Origin of the sequence: Azospirillum sp., assembly GCF_035627195.1 — a bacterium.
Lineage (GTDB): Bacteria > Pseudomonadota > Alphaproteobacteria > Azospirillales > Azospirillaceae > Azospirillum.
Genome location: NZ_DASPMG010000193.1, coordinates 1 through 18,499, shown reverse-complemented (window position 1 = coordinate 18,499; position 18,499 = coordinate 1). Strand labels below are relative to the sequence as shown.

At 71.1% G+C, this 18,499-nt stretch carries 16 protein-coding genes; 4 read left to right on the top strand and 12 right to left on the bottom strand.

The window, feature by feature from the left end; all coding sequences use genetic code 11:
• The first annotated feature begins 495 nt into the window (after positions 1-495).
• Complete coding sequence (locus VED21_RS17710) at positions 496-2,169, top strand: long-chain fatty acid--CoA ligase (RefSeq protein ID WP_324884379.1); 1,674 nt, start codon at positions 496-498, stop codon at positions 2,167-2,169.
• 423 nt (positions 2,170-2,592) lie between these two features.
• A complete protein-coding gene (locus tag VED21_RS17705) occupies positions 2,593-4,563 on the top strand; it encodes a methyl-accepting chemotaxis protein (RefSeq protein ID WP_324884377.1) in 1,971 nt (656 codons plus the stop codon).
• 7 nt (positions 4,564-4,570) lie between these two features.
• Here VED21_RS17705 and VED21_RS17700 read toward each other — a convergent pair whose 3' ends face one another.
• From VED21_RS17700 to VED21_RS17685, 4 genes are all read right to left on the bottom strand, one after another.
• Positions 4,571-5,227 carry a MarC family protein gene (locus VED21_RS17700; RefSeq protein ID WP_324884375.1) on the bottom strand — a complete coding sequence of 219 codons (657 nt, stop codon included), beginning with the start codon at positions 5,225-5,227 and terminating at the stop codon, positions 4,571-4,573.
• A gap of 115 nt (positions 5,228-5,342) precedes the next feature.
• Positions 5,343-9,071 (bottom strand): trifunctional transcriptional regulator/proline dehydrogenase/L-glutamate gamma-semialdehyde dehydrogenase, encoded by a 3,729-nt coding sequence (gene putA, locus VED21_RS17695; protein WP_324884373.1) that lies wholly within the window; start codon positions 9,069-9,071, stop codon positions 5,343-5,345.
• Positions 9,068-9,901 carry a pyrroline-5-carboxylate reductase gene (proC, locus tag VED21_RS17690; protein WP_324884371.1) on the bottom strand — a complete coding sequence of 278 codons (834 nt, stop codon included), beginning with the start codon at positions 9,899-9,901 and terminating at the stop codon, positions 9,068-9,070. Before proC ends, putA begins: the two co-directional genes overlap by 4 nt.
• Before the next feature lie 17 nt (positions 9,902-9,918).
• Positions 9,919-11,178 carry a Glu/Leu/Phe/Val dehydrogenase gene (locus VED21_RS17685; protein ID WP_324884369.1) on the bottom strand — a complete coding sequence of 420 codons (1,260 nt, stop codon included), beginning with the start codon at positions 11,176-11,178 and terminating at the stop codon, positions 9,919-9,921.
• A 338-nt stretch (positions 11,179-11,516) separates the two neighbouring features.
• Here VED21_RS17685 and VED21_RS17680 point away from each other — a divergent pair, with 338 nt between their 5' ends.
• Positions 11,517-12,164 (top strand): GntR family transcriptional regulator, encoded by a 648-nt coding sequence (locus tag VED21_RS17680; protein WP_324884367.1) that lies wholly within the window; start codon positions 11,517-11,519, stop codon positions 12,162-12,164.
• Between the two features lie 12 nt (positions 12,165-12,176).
• Here the strand turns inward: VED21_RS17680 and VED21_RS17675 are convergent, their stop codons facing one another.
• From VED21_RS17675 to VED21_RS17640, 8 genes are all read right to left on the bottom strand, one after another.
• Positions 12,177-12,620 carry a VOC family protein gene (locus VED21_RS17675; protein ID WP_324884365.1) on the bottom strand — a complete coding sequence of 148 codons (444 nt, stop codon included), beginning with the start codon at positions 12,618-12,620 and terminating at the stop codon, positions 12,177-12,179.
• Between the two features lie 66 nt (positions 12,621-12,686).
• Positions 12,687-13,577, bottom strand: a complete 891-nt coding sequence (locus VED21_RS17670) for a DMT family transporter (RefSeq protein WP_324884363.1) — start codon at positions 13,575-13,577, stop codon at positions 12,687-12,689.
• A gap of 178 nt (positions 13,578-13,755) precedes the next feature.
• The gene (locus VED21_RS17665) at positions 13,756-14,046 is read right to left on the bottom strand and encodes a hypothetical protein (protein ID WP_324884361.1); all 291 of its coding nucleotides are present in this window, start codon (positions 14,044-14,046) and stop codon (positions 13,756-13,758) included.
• Between the two features lie 10 nt (positions 14,047-14,056).
• Positions 14,057-14,737: a GntR family transcriptional regulator gene (locus VED21_RS17660; RefSeq protein WP_324884359.1), complete on the bottom strand. Its 681-nt coding sequence runs from the start codon at positions 14,735-14,737 to the stop codon at positions 14,057-14,059.
• A 14-nt stretch (positions 14,738-14,751) separates the two neighbouring features.
• Entirely contained in the window at positions 14,752-15,531 is a 780-nt protein-coding gene (locus VED21_RS17655) for an amino acid ABC transporter ATP-binding protein (protein ID WP_324884357.1), read from the bottom strand.
• Between the two features lie 6 nt (positions 15,532-15,537).
• Positions 15,538-16,293: an amino acid ABC transporter permease gene (locus VED21_RS17650; protein ID WP_324884355.1), complete on the bottom strand. Its 756-nt coding sequence runs from the start codon at positions 16,291-16,293 to the stop codon at positions 15,538-15,540.
• A gap of 95 nt (positions 16,294-16,388) precedes the next feature.
• The gene (locus tag VED21_RS17645; protein WP_324884353.1) at positions 16,389-17,291 is read right to left on the bottom strand and encodes an ABC transporter substrate-binding protein; all 903 of its coding nucleotides are present in this window, start codon (positions 17,289-17,291) and stop codon (positions 16,389-16,391) included.
• 124 nt (positions 17,292-17,415) lie between these two features.
• A complete protein-coding gene (locus VED21_RS17640; RefSeq protein WP_324884351.1) occupies positions 17,416-17,916 on the bottom strand; it encodes a gamma-glutamylcyclotransferase family protein in 501 nt (166 codons plus the stop codon).
• 340 nt (positions 17,917-18,256) lie between these two features.
• Between VED21_RS17640 and VED21_RS17635 the strand changes: the two genes are divergently transcribed.
• Positions 18,257-18,499: ParB N-terminal domain-containing protein (locus tag VED21_RS17635; protein ID WP_324884349.1), on the top strand; the 243-nt coding region annotated here is incomplete at its 3' end.

Here is an 18,499-nt window from a genome sequence, read left to right as displayed (position 1 = left end):
GGCGCTGGTGATCGGGGACGGGATGCGAAGAGCGGGTCCGGGTGCCGGCCCGCGACGGCCCTGCCCCCTTCCTTCGTGCGTGCTGCCGCCACCCCCCGTGGCGGTGGCCTTCCGGCCACGCGACGTGCTGCTGCGGCATTGTCCCCCCAGGCTCGGCCGCTCCGCATTTTCGGGCAATGCCCATATGCGGAATTTAATTCCGCAGAAGCTAGTTGGATTGTGAGATGGGCGTCAAGGGGAAACATTCCGTCCCTCCCACGACATGTTCACAATCCGGCGGCGTATGGACGGTGGGTTTTGCTGCGCTGCGGTAGAACATTGGCGGAACAGGCACGGGCGCGGGCCTATGGGTTTCGCCATGCGAAAATAAATTCCACTGAACTTGATTCCGCAAACGCCTCTGCTACAGTGGCGCCGCACCGCCGGAAGGCCGGGGCCGGTAAGCAGGGGGAACGCGGCGGGGAACCGCGCCCCGCCAGGAGGAGAAGTCCAAGAATGTTCGATCGTCACTTCAAGGTCTGGCCGCGCCGCACCGCGCGCCACCTGAGCGTCCCGGAAACCACCCTCCCCTACAACCTGGAGGTCTCGGCGCGCCGCTTCCCGGACCGCGCGGCCATCGTCTATTACGGGCGGGAGCTGAGCTACGCCGACCTGCACGATCAGGTGGAGCGGCTGGCCGGCTATCTCCAACACAGTCTGGGCGTGGCGAAGGGCGAGCGGGTGCTGCTGTACATGCAGAACAGCCCGCAGTTCATGATCGGCTACTACGCCATCCTGCGCGCCGACGCCGTCGTCGTGCCCGTCAACCCGATGAACCGCACGACGGAGATGGAGCACTTCGTCGCCGACACCGGCGCGCGCGTGGCGCTGCTGGGGCAGGAGCTGTTCCCGGTCATCCAGCCGCTGCTGGGGAAGGGGGGCCTACAGCACGCCGTGGTGGCGAACTACGCCGAATACGCCGACCCGGCCTTCGACCTGCCCGTTCCCGACGCCGCCAAGGCGCCGACGCGCACCGATCTGGGGGCCGACCTGGGCACGGGTGCGGTCCTGTGGCGCGACGCGCTGGCCGCCGGCGAGACGGCGGCACCGTCAACGGCGGCGCCGGACGACTGGGCGGTGTTCCCCTACAGCTCCGGCACCACGGGCAACCCGAAGGGCTGCATCCACACCCACCGCACGGTGATGACGACGATGCTCGCCACCATCGTGTGGAGCCCGATGTCCGCCGATTCGACGCACCTCGTCACGCTGCCGCTGTTCCACGTGACCGGCATGCAGACGGCGATGAACGCGCCCATCTACATGGGCGGCACCATGGTGGTGATGACCCGCTGGGACCGCCGCACCGCCGCCCTGCTGATCGAGCGGTACCGCGTGGCGCGCTGGCGCAGCATCACCACCATGGCCATCGACTTCGTCAACGACCCGGAGATCCGCACCGTCGACCTCTCCAGCCTGGAGACCATCGGCGGCGGCGGCGCCGCCATGCCCGAGGTGATCGCCGACCGCCTGCGCGACCTGACGGGGCTCGACTACATCGAGGGCTACGGCCTGTCGGAGACCATCGCCAGCACGCACATCAACCCCATCGACAACCCCAAGCGCCAGTGCCTGGGCATCCCGATCTTCGACGTGGACAGCCGCGTCATCGCCGTGGAGGACGGGCGCGAGCTGCCGCCCGGCGAGGTGGGCGAGATCGTCATCCACGGCCCGCAGGTCTTCAAGGGCTACTGGAACGACCCCAAGGGCACGGCCGACGCCTTCATGGAGCTGGACGGCAAGCGCTTCTTCCGCACCGGCGACCTCGGCTACTACGACGAGGACGGCTACTTCTTCATCGTCGACCGGGTGAAGCGGATGATCAACGCGTCGGGCTTCAAGGTGTGGCCGACGGAGGTGGAGGGGCTGATGCTGCGCCATCCGGCCATCGCCGAGGTGTGCATCATCGCCTCCCCCGACCCGCGGCGCGGCGAGACGGTGAAGGCCTGCGTGGTGCTGCGCGAATCGCACCGCGACGCGGTGACGGAGCAGGACATCATCGCGTGGTGCCGCGACAACATGGCCGCCTACAAGTGCCCCTCCAAGGTGGAGATCCGCGACGCCCTGCCCCGCTCCGCCACCGGCAAGCTGCAGTGGCGCGAGCTGCAGGACAAGGAGAAGGGTCTGTAGGCACGACGCCGCGCCGGCCGGCGGCCCCATGGCGCAGGGCCGCCGCCACGGGCCGCGCCGCCTCAATAATTCCGCTTTGCAGAAATATAATCCGCGTTATTGACAGCGTTTCTGATTGTTGGGACAGTTCACCACAACGAAAGCCGGCAAAAAGCCGCAGCCAACAGCAGGGCCGACAACAGGCCCGACAACGAACAGGGAAGAGACATCATGAAGGACGGACCACCCGGCGAACCCTGACCGTTCGCACCGGCTCCCAATCCGGAACAGTCCCGGAATCCCCGTCCGCACCGGCATTCGCCGGGGCGCAGCCCCCACTTTGCTTGCAAGCAGCGAACCATGACCCACAGTGAACCTGGCCCCCTGCGGGCGCGGCTTTCCCTCGCGAACTTCCGGATTTCCACGCGCATCTTCGCGGGTTTCGTGTCGGTATTGGTCCTGCTGGCCGCCATGGGGGCGGCGGGGATCGTCGGGTTCGAGAGGACCCGCGGGCACTTCGCGTCGTTCGGGGAGGGGGCGGGCATCGCCATCACCGCGATGGAGCTGCAGACCGACACCGGCATCCTGATGCGCGCCGCGCAGGAGTTCGCCGCGTCGGGCCGCGACATCGAACGGACGACGACGGAAACCGTGGGTCAGCGCCTGGACGCCAACGTCGCCCGCACCCGCCAGCAGACCCAGGCCAAGGGCGGCGGCGCCACCGACCTGATCGCCGCGCTGGACGGCCTGGCCGCCGCCCGCGGCCAGTTCGACGGGGAGTTCGCCCGCCTCGTCGCCGCCAAGGCGCGCCGCCAGACCGTGCTGGCCGAGGAGATGAAGCCCGCCATGGCGGAGGCGGAGCAGCGCATCGCGGCGCTGGTCCGCGCCGCCCAGGGCGGCACGCAGGCCGGCGCCACGGCGATCGCCGAGGTGGTGCGCGGGCGCCTGGGCCGCATCCCGCCGCTGCTGGAGCGCTATGAGTCCTCGCCCATGGAGGACGACGCGGCGGCGATCCGCAAGAACCTGACCGACATGGGCTCAATCCTCAAAGGGCTGGCCGCCAACCCGGCCACCGCCGCCCCGGCCGAGCACGTGGGATCCTGGCTGGAGACGCTGCGCCAGCGCTTCGACGCGGTGGTCGCCGCGACCGAGGAGGCCGACACCATCATCGACAGCATGCTGCGCGTCACCGGCCGCAACCTGCACGCCGGCGGGCAGGCGGTGCGCGAGGCGGCGATGGCCGGCATGACCCGCCTGCAGGCCGAGAACGAGCAGACCATGAGCCGGCTGGAGGGCATCCTCGTGGCGCTGGCCGTGGTTGGCGAACTGGCCGGCCTCGTGCTGGCCTGGGTGATCGCGCGCAGCATCATCCGCCCGGTGCGCAACATCACCGGCACCATGGAGGCGCTGGCGGCCGGCGACAAGGCGGTCGAGATCCCGGCGCTGGCCGCCCGTGACGAGATCGGCGCCATGGCGCGCGCCGTACAGGTCTTCAAGGACAACGCGCTGGCGATGGAGCGCATCCAGGAGGAGCAGGAGCGCGGCAAGCGCGAGGCCGAGCGCGAGAAGGGCCGCCTGATGGCCGAACTGGCCGACGGCTTCAAGGCCAGCGTGCAGCACGTGGTGGACGCCGTTTCCTCCTCCGCGGTCGAACTGCACTCCGCCGCCACCGGCATGGCCGGCACGGCGGAGGACGCGACGCGCCGGCTGGAATCCTTCTCCTCCACCTCGGAGCACACGGCGCACAACGTGCAGCAGGTGGCCGCGGCGGCGGAGCAGCTGTCGGCGTCCGTCGGCGAGATCGGCCGGCAGGTCGGCCAGTCCACCGCCATGGCGCGCCGCGCGGTGGCCGAGGCCGGCCGCACCAACGACATGGTGCAGGCGCTGTCCAACTCGGCACAGACCATCGGCAAGGTGGTGGACCTGATCAACCGCGTCGCCCACCAGACGAACCTGCTGGCGCTGAACGCCACCATCGAGGCGGCGCGCGCGGGCGAGGCGGGCAAGGGCTTCGCCGTGGTGGCGAGCGAGGTGAAGAACCTCGCCAACCAGACGGCGCACGCGACCGAGGAGATCGCCCAGCAGATCGCCCAGATCCAGCAGGCCACCGCCGGCACGGTGGACGCCATTTCCGCCATCACCGCCATGGTGTCCGACGTCGACCGCGTGGCCGAGAGCATCGCCGCCGCCGTCGAGCAGCAGGGGGCGGCGACGCAGGAGATCGCCAGGAACATTCAGGAGGCGGCGTCCGGCACCAACCGCTTGTCTTCGCACAGCGCCACGCTGACCGTGGCGGTCAGCGAAACCGGCACGGCGGCCGGCCGGGTGCTGCACGCCTCCGACGACCTGTCGAACCAGTCCGTCCGCCTGCGCCAGGAGGTCGAGCGCTTCCTGGGCCAGATCCGGGCGGTGTGATGCCGGATCAGCGCGGGCGCTGGGCGAACAGGGGCCCGAGCGCGTCGAGCACGCCGTTCAGCAGGATCTGCACGCCGACGCAGAACAGCAGGAAGGCGAACAGCCGCGTCAGCACCCGCGCCCGCGTCTGGCCCAGCAGCGCGACCAGCCGGTCGGCCGAGCGGTAGGCCAGCCACACCAGCACGGCGATGGCCACCGCCGCCGCCGACACGCCCAGGAAGAACGGGCCAAGCACCGCGGCATCGGCCGGCCGCGTGGCGCCCAGCGCGATGGCGACGGAGATGGTGCCCGGGCCGGTGGTGAACGGGATGGTCAGCGGGAAGAAGGCGGATTCCTGGACGTCGCCGGCCGGGGCCGCCTGCTCCTGCTTGCGGGCCTCGTGCGCCTCGGGGGCGGAGAGCAGCGCCCAGGCGCGTTCCGCCACCACGAAGCCGCCGGCGATCCGCAGCGCCGCCAGCGAGATGCCGAAGAAGTTCAGCACGTAGGCCCCCGCCCACAGCGCCGTCAGCATCACCACCGCCGAATAGACGCCGACCAGCCCGGCGAGCTGCGCGCGCTCGCGCGGGCTGCGGCCGGCGGTCACCTGGCTGAAGATCAGCGCCATGGCGACCGGGTTGACGATCGAGAACAGGGCGGTGAAGGCGAGCAGGAAGCTGTCCAGCATGGGCTGTGGCCGTCCGTCGTGGCGATGGGGTGCACCATAGCGTCAGCGCCACCGGCGCGGCCAGCCCGCAGGAACCCCCTCCCCCGGCCCCGCCGGTGGGATGGCTTAAACATGCTCAGCTCAGCGCCACGAGGCTGGCGTTGCCGCCGGCGGCGGTGGTGTTGATGCTGACCGTGCGCTCCTCCAGCAGCCATTCGAGGACGTAGTCCTCGCGGCCGGCGGCCAGGCCCTCGGGCGTGGCGCCCTGGACGGCGACGATCGGGCCAGGCAGGTCGGCTGCGCGGCGGCCGGCGGCGATCAGGCGCTCGCCGTCGCCCTCGGCCAGGACACCGGCGAAGGGCTCCGCCGCGTTCCAGCGGCCGCCGGCCCGCACGCGCGCGGCCAGCGCGGGCGGCAGCGTGCGCAGGACGGCGGTCAGCGCGTCCGGCGCGTCGACCACCGCGTCGTTGCCGGTGGCGAACACGGCACCCAGCTGGATCAGCAGCCCGCTCTCCGTTCGCGGCAGCAGGAGCAGCGTGCCGCGCCGGTGCAGCGCGTAGAGGTTCCGCTCCCCCACCGGGCCGGCCAGCTCCATGGACGCCCCCAGGGCCGAGCGGTGGATGTAGGCGTCGCAGCGCTGCCCCTCCGCCACGCGGCCCGCCGCGCGCAGCCAGTCGGCGTAGGCGCGCGCCGGTGCCCGTTCGGCGTCCGGCCCGCGGGCGGGCAGCACCGCGTGCGGACGGCGGCCGAGCAGGCGGGTGAGGTACAGCGGCCCCCCGGCCTTCGGCCCGGTGCCCGACAGGCCGGAGCCGCCGAACGGCTGCACGCCGACCACCGCGCCGATGACGTTGCGGTTGACGTAGACGTTGCCCGCCCGGACGCGCTCCGTCACCCGGGCGACGGTGGCGTCGATGCGCGTGTGCAGGCCGAAGGTCAGGCCGTAGCCGGTGGCGTTGACGCGGTCCACCAGCGCGTCCAGCTCGTCCCGGCGGAAGCGCAGCACGTGCAGCACCGGGCCGAACACCTCGCGCTCCAGCTGGTCGATGCGGTCGATCTCGATCAGCGTCGGCGCCACGAAGGTGCCGTGCCGCGCCTCGGCCGGCAGGTCCAGCGCCTCCACCCGGCAGCCCTTGGCGCGCATCGCCTCCACGTGGCGGGTGATGGCGGCCTGCGCCTCGGCGGTGATGACCGGGCCGATGTCGGTGGACAGCCGGTCGGGGTTGCCGATGCGCAGCTCCCGCGTGGCGCCCTTCAGCATGGCCAGCGTGCGCTCCGCCACGTCGTCCTGCAGACACAGGATGCGCAGGGCCGAGCAGCGCTGCCCCGCGCTGTCGAAGGCCGACGCGATCACGTCGCCCACCACCTGCTCGGCCAAGGCCGAGGAGTCGACGATCATGGCGTTCTGCCCGCCGGTCTCGGCGATCAGCGGGATCGGCGCGCCGTCCGGCGACAGCCGGCCGGCCAGCTGGCGCTGGATCAGCCGCGCCACCTCGGTGGAGCCGGTGAACATCACGCCGCGCGTCTCCGGATGGCCGGCCAGTGCCGCCCCGACCTCCCCGGCGCCGGGCAGCAGCTGCAGCGCACCCGCCGGAATGCCGGCGGCGCGCAGGATGCGCACGCCCTCCGCCGCGATCAGCGGCGTCTCCTCCGCCGGCTTGGCCAGCACCGGGTTGCCGGCGGCGAGGGCGGCGGCGACCTGCCCGGTGAAGATCGCCAGCGGGAAGTTCCACGGGCTGATGCACACCACCGGCCCCAGCGGGCGGTGCGTGGCGTTGTCGAAGCCGTCGCGCACCTGCGCGCCGTAATAGCGCAGGAAGTCGACCGCCTCGCGCACCTCGGCGATGGCGTTGGGCGCCGACTTGCCGGCCTCGCGCACGATCAGGCCGATCAGCACCGGCATGCGCGCTTCCATCAGGTTGGCGGCGCGCAGCAGCGCGGCGGCGCGCACCGGGGCGGGCGTGGCGGCCCAGGCCGGCCCCTCCTCCACGGCGTGGCGGAAGGCGGCGTCGACGGCGTCGGGCGTGGCGTCGATGACGGTGCCCACCACGACGCGCCGGTCGGCCGGGTTGCGCACGGGCTGCCCGGCGCCCGCGCGCTCCCCGTCGGCCAGCAGCGGGGCGGCCGTCCAGGCGACCTGGACGCTTTCCGCCAGCGCCGCCGACAGCGCGGCCAGCTCATCCTCATTGGACAGGTCGATGCCGGCGGAGTTCGGCCGCTCCGCCCCGAACAGGTCGCGCGGCAGCGCGATCAGCGGATGCGGCGCGCCCACCGGCGAGAAGCTCCCGGCCACCGCCACCGGATCGGCGACGAGGTCGTCGACGGGCACCGCCGTGTCGGCGATGCGGTTGACGAAGGAGCTGTTGGCGCCGTTCTCCAGCAGGCGGCGGACCAGATAGGCCAGCAGCGTCTCGTGCGTGCCGACCGGGGCGTAGATGCGGCAGGGGCGCTTCAGCGGGCCGACCACCTCGGCGTACAGCGGCTCCCCCATGCCGTGCAGGCATTGGAACTCGTACTGGCCGACGTGGAAGGCGGAACCGGCCATGCGGTAGATGGTCGCCAGCGTCTGCGCGTTGTGCGTGGCGAACTGCGGGAACACCGCGTCCGGGGCGGCCAGCAGCCGGCGCGCGCAGGCGATGTAGGACACGTCGGTGTGGACCTTGCGGGTGTAGACGGGAAAGCCGTCCAGCCCGTCCACCTGGGCGCGCTTGATCTCCGCGTCCCAGTAGGCGCCTTTGACGAGGCGGACCATCAGCCGGTGGCCGCTGCGCCGCGCCAGATCGACGAGAAAGTCGATGACCGCCGGGCAGCGCTTGCCGTAGGCCTGCACGACGAAGCCGATGCCGTCCCACCCCGCCAGATCGGGGTCGAAGCACAAGGCCTCCACCAGGTCGAGGGAGAGTTCCAGGCGGTCCGCCTCCTCCGCGTCGATGTTGAGGCCGATGTCGTAGCGCCTGGCCAGCGCCGCCAGCGCCTTCACGCGCGGCAGCAGCTCCGCCATCACGCGTTCGGCCTGGGCGCGGGAATAGCGGGGGTGCAGGGCGGACAGCTTGATGGAGATGCCCGGCCCCTCGTGGATGCCGCGCCCGGCCGACGCCGCGCCGATGGCGTGGATGGCGTGCTCGTAGTCGGCGAAGTAGCGCGCGGCGTCTTCGGCCGTCACCGCCGCCTCGCCCAGCATGTCGTAGGAATAGCGGAAGCCTTCCGCTTCCATCCTGCGGCTGTTGGCGAGCGCTTCCGCGATCGTCTGGCCGGTGACGAAACGCTCGCCCATCAGCCGGATGGCGAAGTCCACGCCGCGCCGGATCAGCGGCTCGCCGCCGCGCGCGATCAGGCGGGTGAGCGCGGAAGATAGCGCCTGCTCGCCGGCGGCCGTCGTCAGCTTGCCGGTGATCAGCAGGCCCCAGGTGGCGGCGTTGACGAACAGGGAGGGGCTGTTGCCCAGGTGGGCGCGCCAGTCGCCCCCGGCGATCTTGTCGCGGATCAGCGCATCGCGCGTGGCGGCGTCGGGGATGCGCAGCAGCGCCTCGGCGAGGCACATCAGCGCCACGCCCTCGCGGCTGGACAGGGCGAACTCGTGGATCAGGCCGTCGACGCCGCGCCCCAGCGGCTTGGCGCGCAGCGCGGCGACCAGCTGGCGCGCCGTCGCCTCGGCCGCCGCCGCGATGTCCGGCGGCAGGGTGGCCTGGGCGATCAGATCGGGCAGGCATTCCGTCTCCGGCCGCCGATAGGCCGCCGTGATGGCCGCGCGCAGCGCAGCCGGGGTGCGCGCCGGCCCGGCGAAGTCGCGGAAGGGATGGGGCTGGGCGTTCAGAATCGTCATGGTTCGGCCTGTGGGTTCGCTGAGGCTGTGGGCGTTTGCGGTCATGCGGGCGGAGCGCCGCCCAGTTCGCGGGCGCGGCGGGTGGCGGCGAGCACGGTGGCGGCCAGCAGCGCGTGCAGGCGCCCGCCGCCCGTCAGCACCGACAGGCCGGCCGCCGTTGTGCCGCCGGGCGAGGTGACGTTGGCGCGCAGCTCGGCCGCCGGCAGGCCGGTGGCGCGCATCAACTCGCCCGCCCCCTCCACCGTGGCGCGCGACAGCCGCTCCGCCACGTCGGGCGGCAGGCCGGCCTCGGTGGCGACCTGGGTCAGGCACTCCACCAGATAGAAGACGTAGGCGGGTCCGGAGCCGGAGACGGCGGTCGCCACGTCCATCAGCGCCTCCTCCGCCAGCCATTCCAGGGCGCCGACGGCGCCCAGCAGGCGGCCGGCGCGCTCCGCGTGTGCCGGCGGGCACAGCGGGTCGGCGACCGCCACCGTCGCCCCGCGTCCCACCGCCGCCGGCAGGTTCGGCATGGCGCGCACGAAGGAACCGGCGGCCGGGAACAGCCGCCGCAGGTCGGCCAGCGTCTTGCCAGCCATGATGGAGACGACGAGGCTTTCCGGCGCCAGCCACGCCTGGATGCCGGGCGCCACCGCCTCCACCGCCTGCGGCTTCACCGCGACGACGAGGACGTCGGCCCGCCCGGCTTCGGACGGGTTCAAGCGCAAGCCGGATTGGGCGGCAAGGCGCTGCAGCTCCGGCCCCGGACTGGGGTCGAGCACGGTGACGGCATCGGCCGGGATCCCCTGCGCGAGCCAGCCGTGCAGCAGCGCCGATCCCATGCGGCCGGCGCCGAGAAGGAGAATCGCGCCATCGGAAGTGGGGGTGGTGGTCATGGAAAGCCTGCTGCGGGTCAGGGGAAGAGGCCGCGCGTCTTGCGGGCGTCGCGCACCTTGGCGACGCCGATCGCCATGGCGGCGACGCGGTTCGGCACGCGCTCGCGCGCCGCGCGCTCGGTGACCTGGTGGAAGACGCGGTCGAGGTGGCCGTAAAGGCGCCCGATCACCTCGTCCCGGCCCCAGAAGAACTGCTGGAGGTCCTGCACCCACTCGAAGTAGCTGACGATGACGCCGCCCGAATTGCACAGGATGTCGGGGATGACGAACACCTCGTCGCCGCGCTCGGCCAGCACGTGGTCGGCCTCCGGCGTGGTGGGGCCGTTGGCGCCCTCGGCCAGGATGCGGCACTGCAGGCGGGCGGCGTTGGCGCCGGTGATGACCTGCTCCATGGCCGCCGGCACCAGGATGTCGCAGCGCTGGAACAGCAGCTCGTCCGGGTCGCAGGCCAGCTCGCGCGAGAAGCCGGCCAGCACGCCGTGCTCCGCCACATGGCGCAGCAGGGCGGGGACGTTCAGCCCCTTCGGGTCGTAATAGGCGGCGGTGTGGTCGCTGACGCCCAGCACCCGCACGCCGCGGGCGTACAGCGCCTCGGCCGCGACGCTGCCGACGTTGCCGAAGCCCTGCACGATGGCGGTCGCCCGCGCCGGGCTGATGCCCAGTTTTTCCAGCGCGCTGCCGACCAGATGCACGACGCCCAGACCGGTGGCCTCGCGCCGGCCCTCGGTGCCGCCGGTGGCGACCGGCTTGCCGGTGACGATCTCCGTCACCGTGCGGCCCTGGTACATGGAATAGGTGTCCATGAACCAGGCCATCACCTGCTCGTTCGTGCCCATGTCGGGCGCCATCACGTCGGTGTGCGGGCCGACGAAGGGGATCATCTCCTGCATGTAGCGGCGCGACAGCGCCTCCAGCTCACGCCGGGAGAGCGCTGCCGGATCGACGGTCACGCCGCCCTTGGCGCCGCCGTAGGGCAGGCCGGCCAGCGCGCATTTCCAGCTCATCCAGACGGCCAGCGCCGCCACCTCGCCGATGTCGACGCTGGTGGAGAAGCGCGTGCCGCCCTTCGTCGGCCCCAGCGACAGGTGGTGCTGCACCCGGTAGCCCTGGAAGACGGCCACCGACCCGTCATCCCGGTGGATCGGGCAGGAGATGGTGATGGCCCGCTTCGGGTACAGCAGCCGGTCGCGCTCGTCTTCCGGAATGGCGAGGTGGTCCGCGATGGCCGTGAACTGTTGCCGGCACATCTCGAACACGGGTCCCGTGTAGATGGTCACTCTGGCTCCCTTGTATCGTATGGTTTCTTGGATCGTCCGCCGTGGCCGCGCGTTTTGACTTGGCGTTTTCTTTCCCGGCCGGTGTTCTCAGCCTATGGGGAAGGCGGGCGTGGTTCCATAGACGAATTCTGGATTTCGCCGCAGTTCTTCCGGCTATCCGGCCTGTTGGCCGTGGAAGTACCGGACTGGCGAGCAATCGGCCGTCACTTCACTGCGATGCAGGGTCGGTGCGGCGTGGGACCGGCGGCGGGCGGCGGGACGCCGCAGGCCGCGTGAGGGTTTGCCAAGCGCGCGGTCTTTATGCTTCAAGGGAAATGCTGAGGGGAGGAACGGGATTCATGACCAAGCGGGTTGGCACGGATCTCCTGGCGGCCGACGTCCACGCGCGGCTGCGCGCCAGGATCCTGTCGTTCGAGATCAAGCCGGGCTCGCGGCTGGTGGAGGACGAGATCTCCGCCACCATGAACGTCGGCCGCACGCCGGTGCGCGAGGCGCTGCTGCGCCTGCAGGGCGAGGGGTTGGTCAGCCGGGAGAAGGGCTGGGTGGTGGAGAGCACCGACCCGTCCAACATGCAGGCCATCTTCGAAAGCCGCATCGCCATCGAGGGCTACGCCACCCGCCTCGCCGCCACGCGCGTGACATCGGCGGACGTGACGGAACTGGAGGCGCTGGTGGCCGAAATGGATCGGTTCGAGGCGATGAACCGCGCCCAGCTGAACCAGCTCAACCGCGCCTTCCACCGCCGGATCATCGAGATGTCCGGCAACCCGCTGTTCGTGGACATGCATGAGAAGACGCTGTTTCACTATTGGAACATGCGCCTGCCCGTCATCTTCACGAAGGAGCAGACACAGGCGGCGAACGAACAGCACAAGGTGATCCTGACGGCCCTCACCGCCCGCCGCGAGGCGGAGGCGGAGGAGGCCGCGCGCGAGCACGTCCGCACCACCTTCGCCATCGTCAGGGACGCGCTGGAAGGGTTCTGAAGCCGGTCGGGCTCACGGCGCCGACTTGCGGATCTCCAGCACCACGCCGGTGTCCTTGCGCGTGTCGAAATAGCAGAAGCCCGACCCGTCGGCGCGGCGCCCGCGCGCGATGACGCCCAGGCCCAGGCCGCGGCCCTCGGCCTCGGCCGCGTCGCGGTCCGGCACCTCGAATCCCAGGTGGTAGACGCCCTCCCCGAACGCGTCCAGGAAACGGCGCTGGGGCGAGTCCAGCGGGCCGGGATCGCACAGCTGGATTTGGACGTTGGCGAGGTCGACGCACTTGTAGCGCATGGCCTTGGAGGCGGCCTCGTTCGGCACCTCGAACTCCACGTACGGGCCGGCCTTCGGGTAGTCGTACCAGGGGCCGACGCCCAGCGCCTCATAGGCGGCGACCGCCTTTTCCAGATCGTGCACGACGATGCAGACGTGATGCAGGGTGTTGAAGATGCTTGGCATCGCTTGTCCCTTAAGGGGTCTCGTTGTTGTGTGATTTATCGTATATGACTTCATATACGAAGTCCATCAGGCTTCGCGCTGCCGCGCCGTGCGGCGCGGGATGGCGGCGAGCAGGCCGCCCGACAGGATCAGGGCGGAGCCGACGAAGGTCGCCGCGTCCGGCAGCTCGGCGAACACGGCATAGCCGAGGATCACCGACCAGACGACCTGCGAGTAGGAGAAGGGCGCCAGCTGCCACGCCGGATAGGCGCGGTAGGCCACCACGATGCAGAAGTGCGCCGCCGTCCAGGCCACGGCCATGCCGGCGGCCACGCCCAACTGGGCGGTGTCCAGCGCGCTGAAGTGGAACGGCATGGCGAGGCTGGCGGCGGCGAAGCCGGCGACGACCGACCAGACCAGCGTCGTCACCGGGGACTCCCCGCTGCCGATGCGGCGCGTGCAGATCATGCCGGCCGCCCAGCACAGCGACGACAGGATCGGCAGCAGCACGGCAAGGCCCAGCCTTTCATCTCCAAGCCCCTCCGCGCCCGGCCGCACTACCACCGCCACCCCGGCGAAGCCGACCGCCACCGCCGCCCAGTGGCCGCGCGACACCCGGTCGCCGAACAGCAGCGCCGACAGCACCGTCAGGAAGAACGGCGACATGAAGACCAGCACCGTCGCCTCCGCCAGCCCCAGCGTGCGCAGGGCTGCCACCAGCAGCGTCGTCGACGCCAGCAGGCACAGTCCGCGCAGGATCTGGAGGCGCGGCTTCGCCGTGCGCAGCAGGGCCGGGCGCGCGCCGGCGACGGGCGCCAGCAGCAGGACCGCGCCCAGGCAGCGCAGCCACGCCACCTGGACCGGGTGCATGGCGTGCGCCAGCTGCTTGGCGAAGACGTCGGACAGGGTGAACAGCAGCATCGACCCGACGATCAGGGCGATGCCCCACCCGGCGGAGGCGTGCGCGGGGCGCGGCATGGGGGTGTCCTTCGTGTGTGGGAGTGTTCGCCGCGGCAGACTCTTGCCCCCTCCCTAACCCTCCCCCGCTGCGCGGTGGAGGGGACTGCCGCCGTCAGCCGACCAACCCTCCACCTCGAAGAGGGGGAGGGTGGCTGAGCACAAGCGAAGCCGGGAGGGGGCGTCCGGCGCGCCCTCTTCAACCGCCCGGCAGCCGCGCCCCGACCCGGAACGCCGCGCCGTCGAACCCGATGCGCCAGCGCTTCGCCGGGATGGCCGTGCCGCGGGCGGTGGCGTAGGCCCCCGCCGCCAGCTCCCATCCATCGCCGCGCCACGCCAGGGTTCCCAAGGCGAAGGCCCCGTCCGTGAACACGACCATGCAGGGCAGCGGCGCACCCACCGCCTCTGGCGGCAGGCCGTCGCGGACCGTGCCGCGCGCCCCCGGGTAGAGGTGCGTGCCGGCCGCGTCGAGGGTGAGCGGTGCCGTCATCCTTCCCGCTTCATTCTTCCAGGGCGTCGCGGACGATCCGGTGGGTCGTCTCGATGTGCGCGCGCGCATGGCGTTCGGCCGCGTCGGCGTCGCCGGCGGCGAGCGCCGCCAGGATGCGGCGGTGCTGGTCGTTGGTCAGCTGCGCCTGCTCGCGCGTGAAGAGCACGGGCAGGCGCATGTTCCAGTAATGGAACTGCGTGCGCTCGTGCATCTCCACGAAGAAGGGGTTGCCGGACAGGCCGACGATGCGTTCGTGGAAGCGCCGGTTCAGCTGGTTCAGCGCCGTGCGGCTCATGCTCTCGAAGCCGTCCATGGCGTCGACCAGCCCTTGCAGCTCCCGCACGTCGTCCGGTCCGGCGCGGCCGGCGGCGACGCGGGTGGCGTAGCCTTCGATCGCCACGCGGCTTTCGAAGACGCGGTCGATGGTCGCCGCGTCGGTGCTCTCCACCACCCAGCCACGCTCCCGGCTGACCAGCCCCTCGCCCTGCAGGCGCAGCAGCGCCTCGCGCACCGGGGTGCGGCCGACGTTCATGGCGGCGGAGATCTCGTCCTCCACCAGCCGCGTGCCGGGCTTGATCTCGAAGGTCAGGATCCGGCTGCGCAGCCGCGCGTGGACGTCGGCCGCCAGCAGGTCGGTGCCGACCCGCTTCCGGGCGCGGCCGGCGCCCGTCTGTTCGAGGTCGTCGAGCATGCCCGCCCCCCTTGTCAGCCGGCGTGCCGGGCGACGAACTGCCGGCTGCGCTCGTGCCGGGGGGAGGCGAAGAAGGTGCGCGCCGGCACGTCCTCCACCACCTCGCCATGCACCATGAAGATCACGCGGTCGGCGAACTCCTTGGCGATGGCCATCTCGTGCGTGGCGATGAGCATGGTGTACCCCTGCTCCGCCAGGGCGCGGATGGTCAGGATCACCTCCTGCGACAACTCGGGGTCGAGGGCGCTGGTCGGCTCGTCCAGCAGCATGACGCTGGGCGACAGCGCGAGTGCCCGGGCGATGGCGACGCGCTGCTGCTGCCCGCCCGACAGCTCCGACGGGTAGCGGTCGGCCTTGTCGGGCAGGCCGACCTTGGCCAGCAGCTCGCGCGCCAGGTCCTCCGCCTGCCCCTTGGGCTGGCGCAGCACGTGGATGGGGCCGGACATGACGTTCTGCAGCACCGTCATGTGGCGGAACAGGTTGAAGCTTTGGAACACCATGCCGATGGAGCGGCGCTGGGCGCTGATCTCGCGGTCGGACAGCTCGTGCAGCGCGTCGCCCTCCTCGCGGTAGCCGATCAGCTTGCCGTGCACGTAGATGCGCCCGGCGCTGATCGTCTCCAGGTGGTTGACGCAGCGCAGCAGGGTGGACTTGCCCGCGCCCGAGGGGCCGAGAAGGGTGACCACCTCCCCCGGCGTGATCGACAGCGAGACGTTCTTCAGGATCTCGACCTTGCCGTAGGACTTCGACACCGCGTCGAGAACGACGGCCGCAGCCTTAACGTGGGTGCCCATCGGCGATCACCTCTGCGGGAAGGTTTTTTCGAGCGTGGTCTGCACGGCGGTGGCGAAGGCCGTCATCACCAGGTACCAGAACGCGGCCACGGCCAGCAGCTCGACCACCATGAAGTTGGACGAGTAGATGTCCGTGGCGATGCGCAGCAGCTCCAGGAAGCCGATTGCAGACGCCAGCGAAGTGGACTTCAGAAGCATGATGTACTGGTTGCCGCCGGCCGGGATGATGATGCGCCCGGCCTGCGGGATGACGATGTGGCGCAGCACCTGGTATTCCGTCATGCCGATGGCGCGGGCGGCGGCGCGCTGGCCCTTGTCCACCGCCAGGATGCCGGCGCGGATGATCTCCGCCATGTAGGCCCCTTCGGCGAGGCCGAGGCCGGCCAGCGCCGCCACGAACGGCGTGATCACCGCCGTGGTCGGCGCGTCCACCAGCACCACGTCGGTGAAGGGGATCGCCAGGTGCACGCGCTGGAACATGGTGGGCACGGCGTTGAACCAGAACAGCAGCTGGATCAGCATCGGCGTGCCGCGGAAGAAATAGACGTAGGTCGCCGACAGCGCCGCCAGGATGGGGTTGCCGCTGACCCGCATCAGGGCGACGATCAGGCCGATGACGCTGGCCACCGCCAGCGCCAGCGTGCCGAGGACGAGGGCGTTGCGGGCGCCGATCAGCACCTGCTCGCTGGTCAGGTAGGTGAAGAACACCTCCAGGTTCATGATCTTCGCGCGGATCGCGGCGGCGAGGATCAGCGACACCATCAGGAGGACGATCGCGCTGAGGAGCCAGGCTCCCCAACGCCACCGGTGCACAACTCGAACAGCCCGCGGTTCGGCCATGGCGCTCGCGACCACCGTCACTTCCTCTTGCTGGCGGGCAGGTTGATGGTGATCTCCGGCAGGGCGCCGCCCTCCAGGTTCCATTTGGCCAGGATGGCCTTGTAGCTGCCGTCGGCCAGCATCCCCTGCGCCGCCTTCTGGACGGCGTCCTTCAGCGTCGAGGTCTTCGGGAAACCCCAGGAGGTGATATAGGGCGTCAGGATGTGGTTCTCACCGGCGATGGCGTATTTGCCGGGCATCTGGCTCTTCATGTAGACCAGCGCCGGAAAGTCGCCCAGGTAGCCGTCGACCCGGCCGAGGTCGAGCTGCATGCGGGCGTCCGGGGCGGCCGGCAGCTGGTTGGCGGTGATGGCGCCCTTGCCGCCGGCGGTGCAGGCCTCCGACGCCTTCTCTACCGCGGCCATGATGACGCGGCTGCCCAGCAGCGTGGCCACAGACTTGCCGCAGAAATCGGCCAGCGTGGAGTACTTCGGCGCGTCGGCCGCGCGCACCAGGATGCTGCCGCCCGATACCATGTAGTTGACGAAGTCGACCTTCTGCTCGCGCTCCTCCGTGTCGCTGATGCCGCCGGACGCGACGTCGAAGCGGCCGGCCTCCAGGCCGGGGATGAGGGCGGCGTACTCGCCGTGCACGAAGGTGATGGTCAGGCCCAGGCGCTTGCCGATCTCGTTCAGCAGGTCGACGCTGACGCCCACCGGTTCGGTCTTGCCGTCCATGCGGAATTCGACCGGCGGGAAGGTCTGCTGGGAGCCGACGCGCAGGGTGCCGGCGTCGCGGACCGGCTTCGGCACCAGGGCGGCGGCGGCCGCGTCGGTCTGCGCCCGGGCGGCGCCGGCCAGCGAAAGGGAGAGCACGCAGGCGGCCACGGCCGCGAGCGGACCGCGCATGGCGCCACGGGTGGCGCTACGGAGCAGGCGCATCGAAAGTCTCCTCTGTTCGGTCTTTTATTGTAGGTCGCGGTTTTGAAAAGTGGCGCCGTCCACGGCGCGGAGCCCCGTTCCCCCCGGACGGATTGCCGGCGGACCCCCGCGCCGCGTCACCGGATCAGCGCGTGTCGGCCGAGCGGCCGGGCTTGGCCGACGGGTTCGGCCGGTCGGCGCGCGGGCACGGCGCCGCCGCCTCGTACATCTCCAGGACGGAGCGGACGTAGTCTTCCGGGAACTCCCAGTGCTTCAGGCCGGCGGGGATGTGATCCCAATAGAAGTTGGGCGGGCGCATCGCGATGCCGGGGTTGGTCATGCGGTAGGTCCAGCAGTCGTAGACCTTGCCGTCGTTGCCGCGCGCCGTGACGAAGCAGCGCTCGAAGTCGTCGTAGTCCTCTTCGAAGTGGTGCTCGGGGTGCTGGACGATGATGCCCAGCGCGTTGTTGCCCCATGCCCGGCCGGTGTTGGACAGGTGGCACCAGCCGCGGTCCTCGCGCCCGGCGGCGGCGTGGAACTCCAGCTTGTGGTTGGCGACGTAGCCCTTGGTGATCACCTTGGCTTCCGGGAAGTACCGGTGCAGCTCCGGCGGGTTCAGCCACGTGCAATATCCGAAATAATACATGTCGTCCTCTGTTGGGGTGTGCTGTCTTTCGACGTGTGTCTTCGGGTGTCGCGGTCCGGGCGGGGGCCGGCGCGGCCCGCACCGGTCCATGTCGGCGCGGTCCCTGCCCGGCGCTTCGTTCCCGGCCGGCGGCTCCACACGGTGCCGGCCAGTTCGTATACACGACCATATACGACGCTGCATATGGCTGCAAAGGAAAATCCGCGGGCGGGTGGCGCAGCGTGGAAACGGGGCGCGCGCCGGCGATATTGACAATATTCCTATCGACTGGCATCCTGGCGGCGATCGCGGGCGAAGTGCGCCCGCGCCTCCCCTCCCCTCCCCTGCACACGAGCCAGCCATGATGACCACCGCCGACGGGCTTGTGGCGCTGCCCGACGTCGCCCTGCTCCCGCTCATCGAGATCGAGCCCGCCTACGGCCGGCCGCGCCGCCGCGTCTATGAGCCGGAGCTGGAGGCGCTCACCACTTCCATCCGGGAATTCGGGCTGCTCCAGCCCATCGTGGTGCGCCGGACCGCCCGCCAGCGCTACGAGCTGCTGGCCGGCGAGCGCCGGCTGCTGGCCTTCCAGCACCTGGGCCAC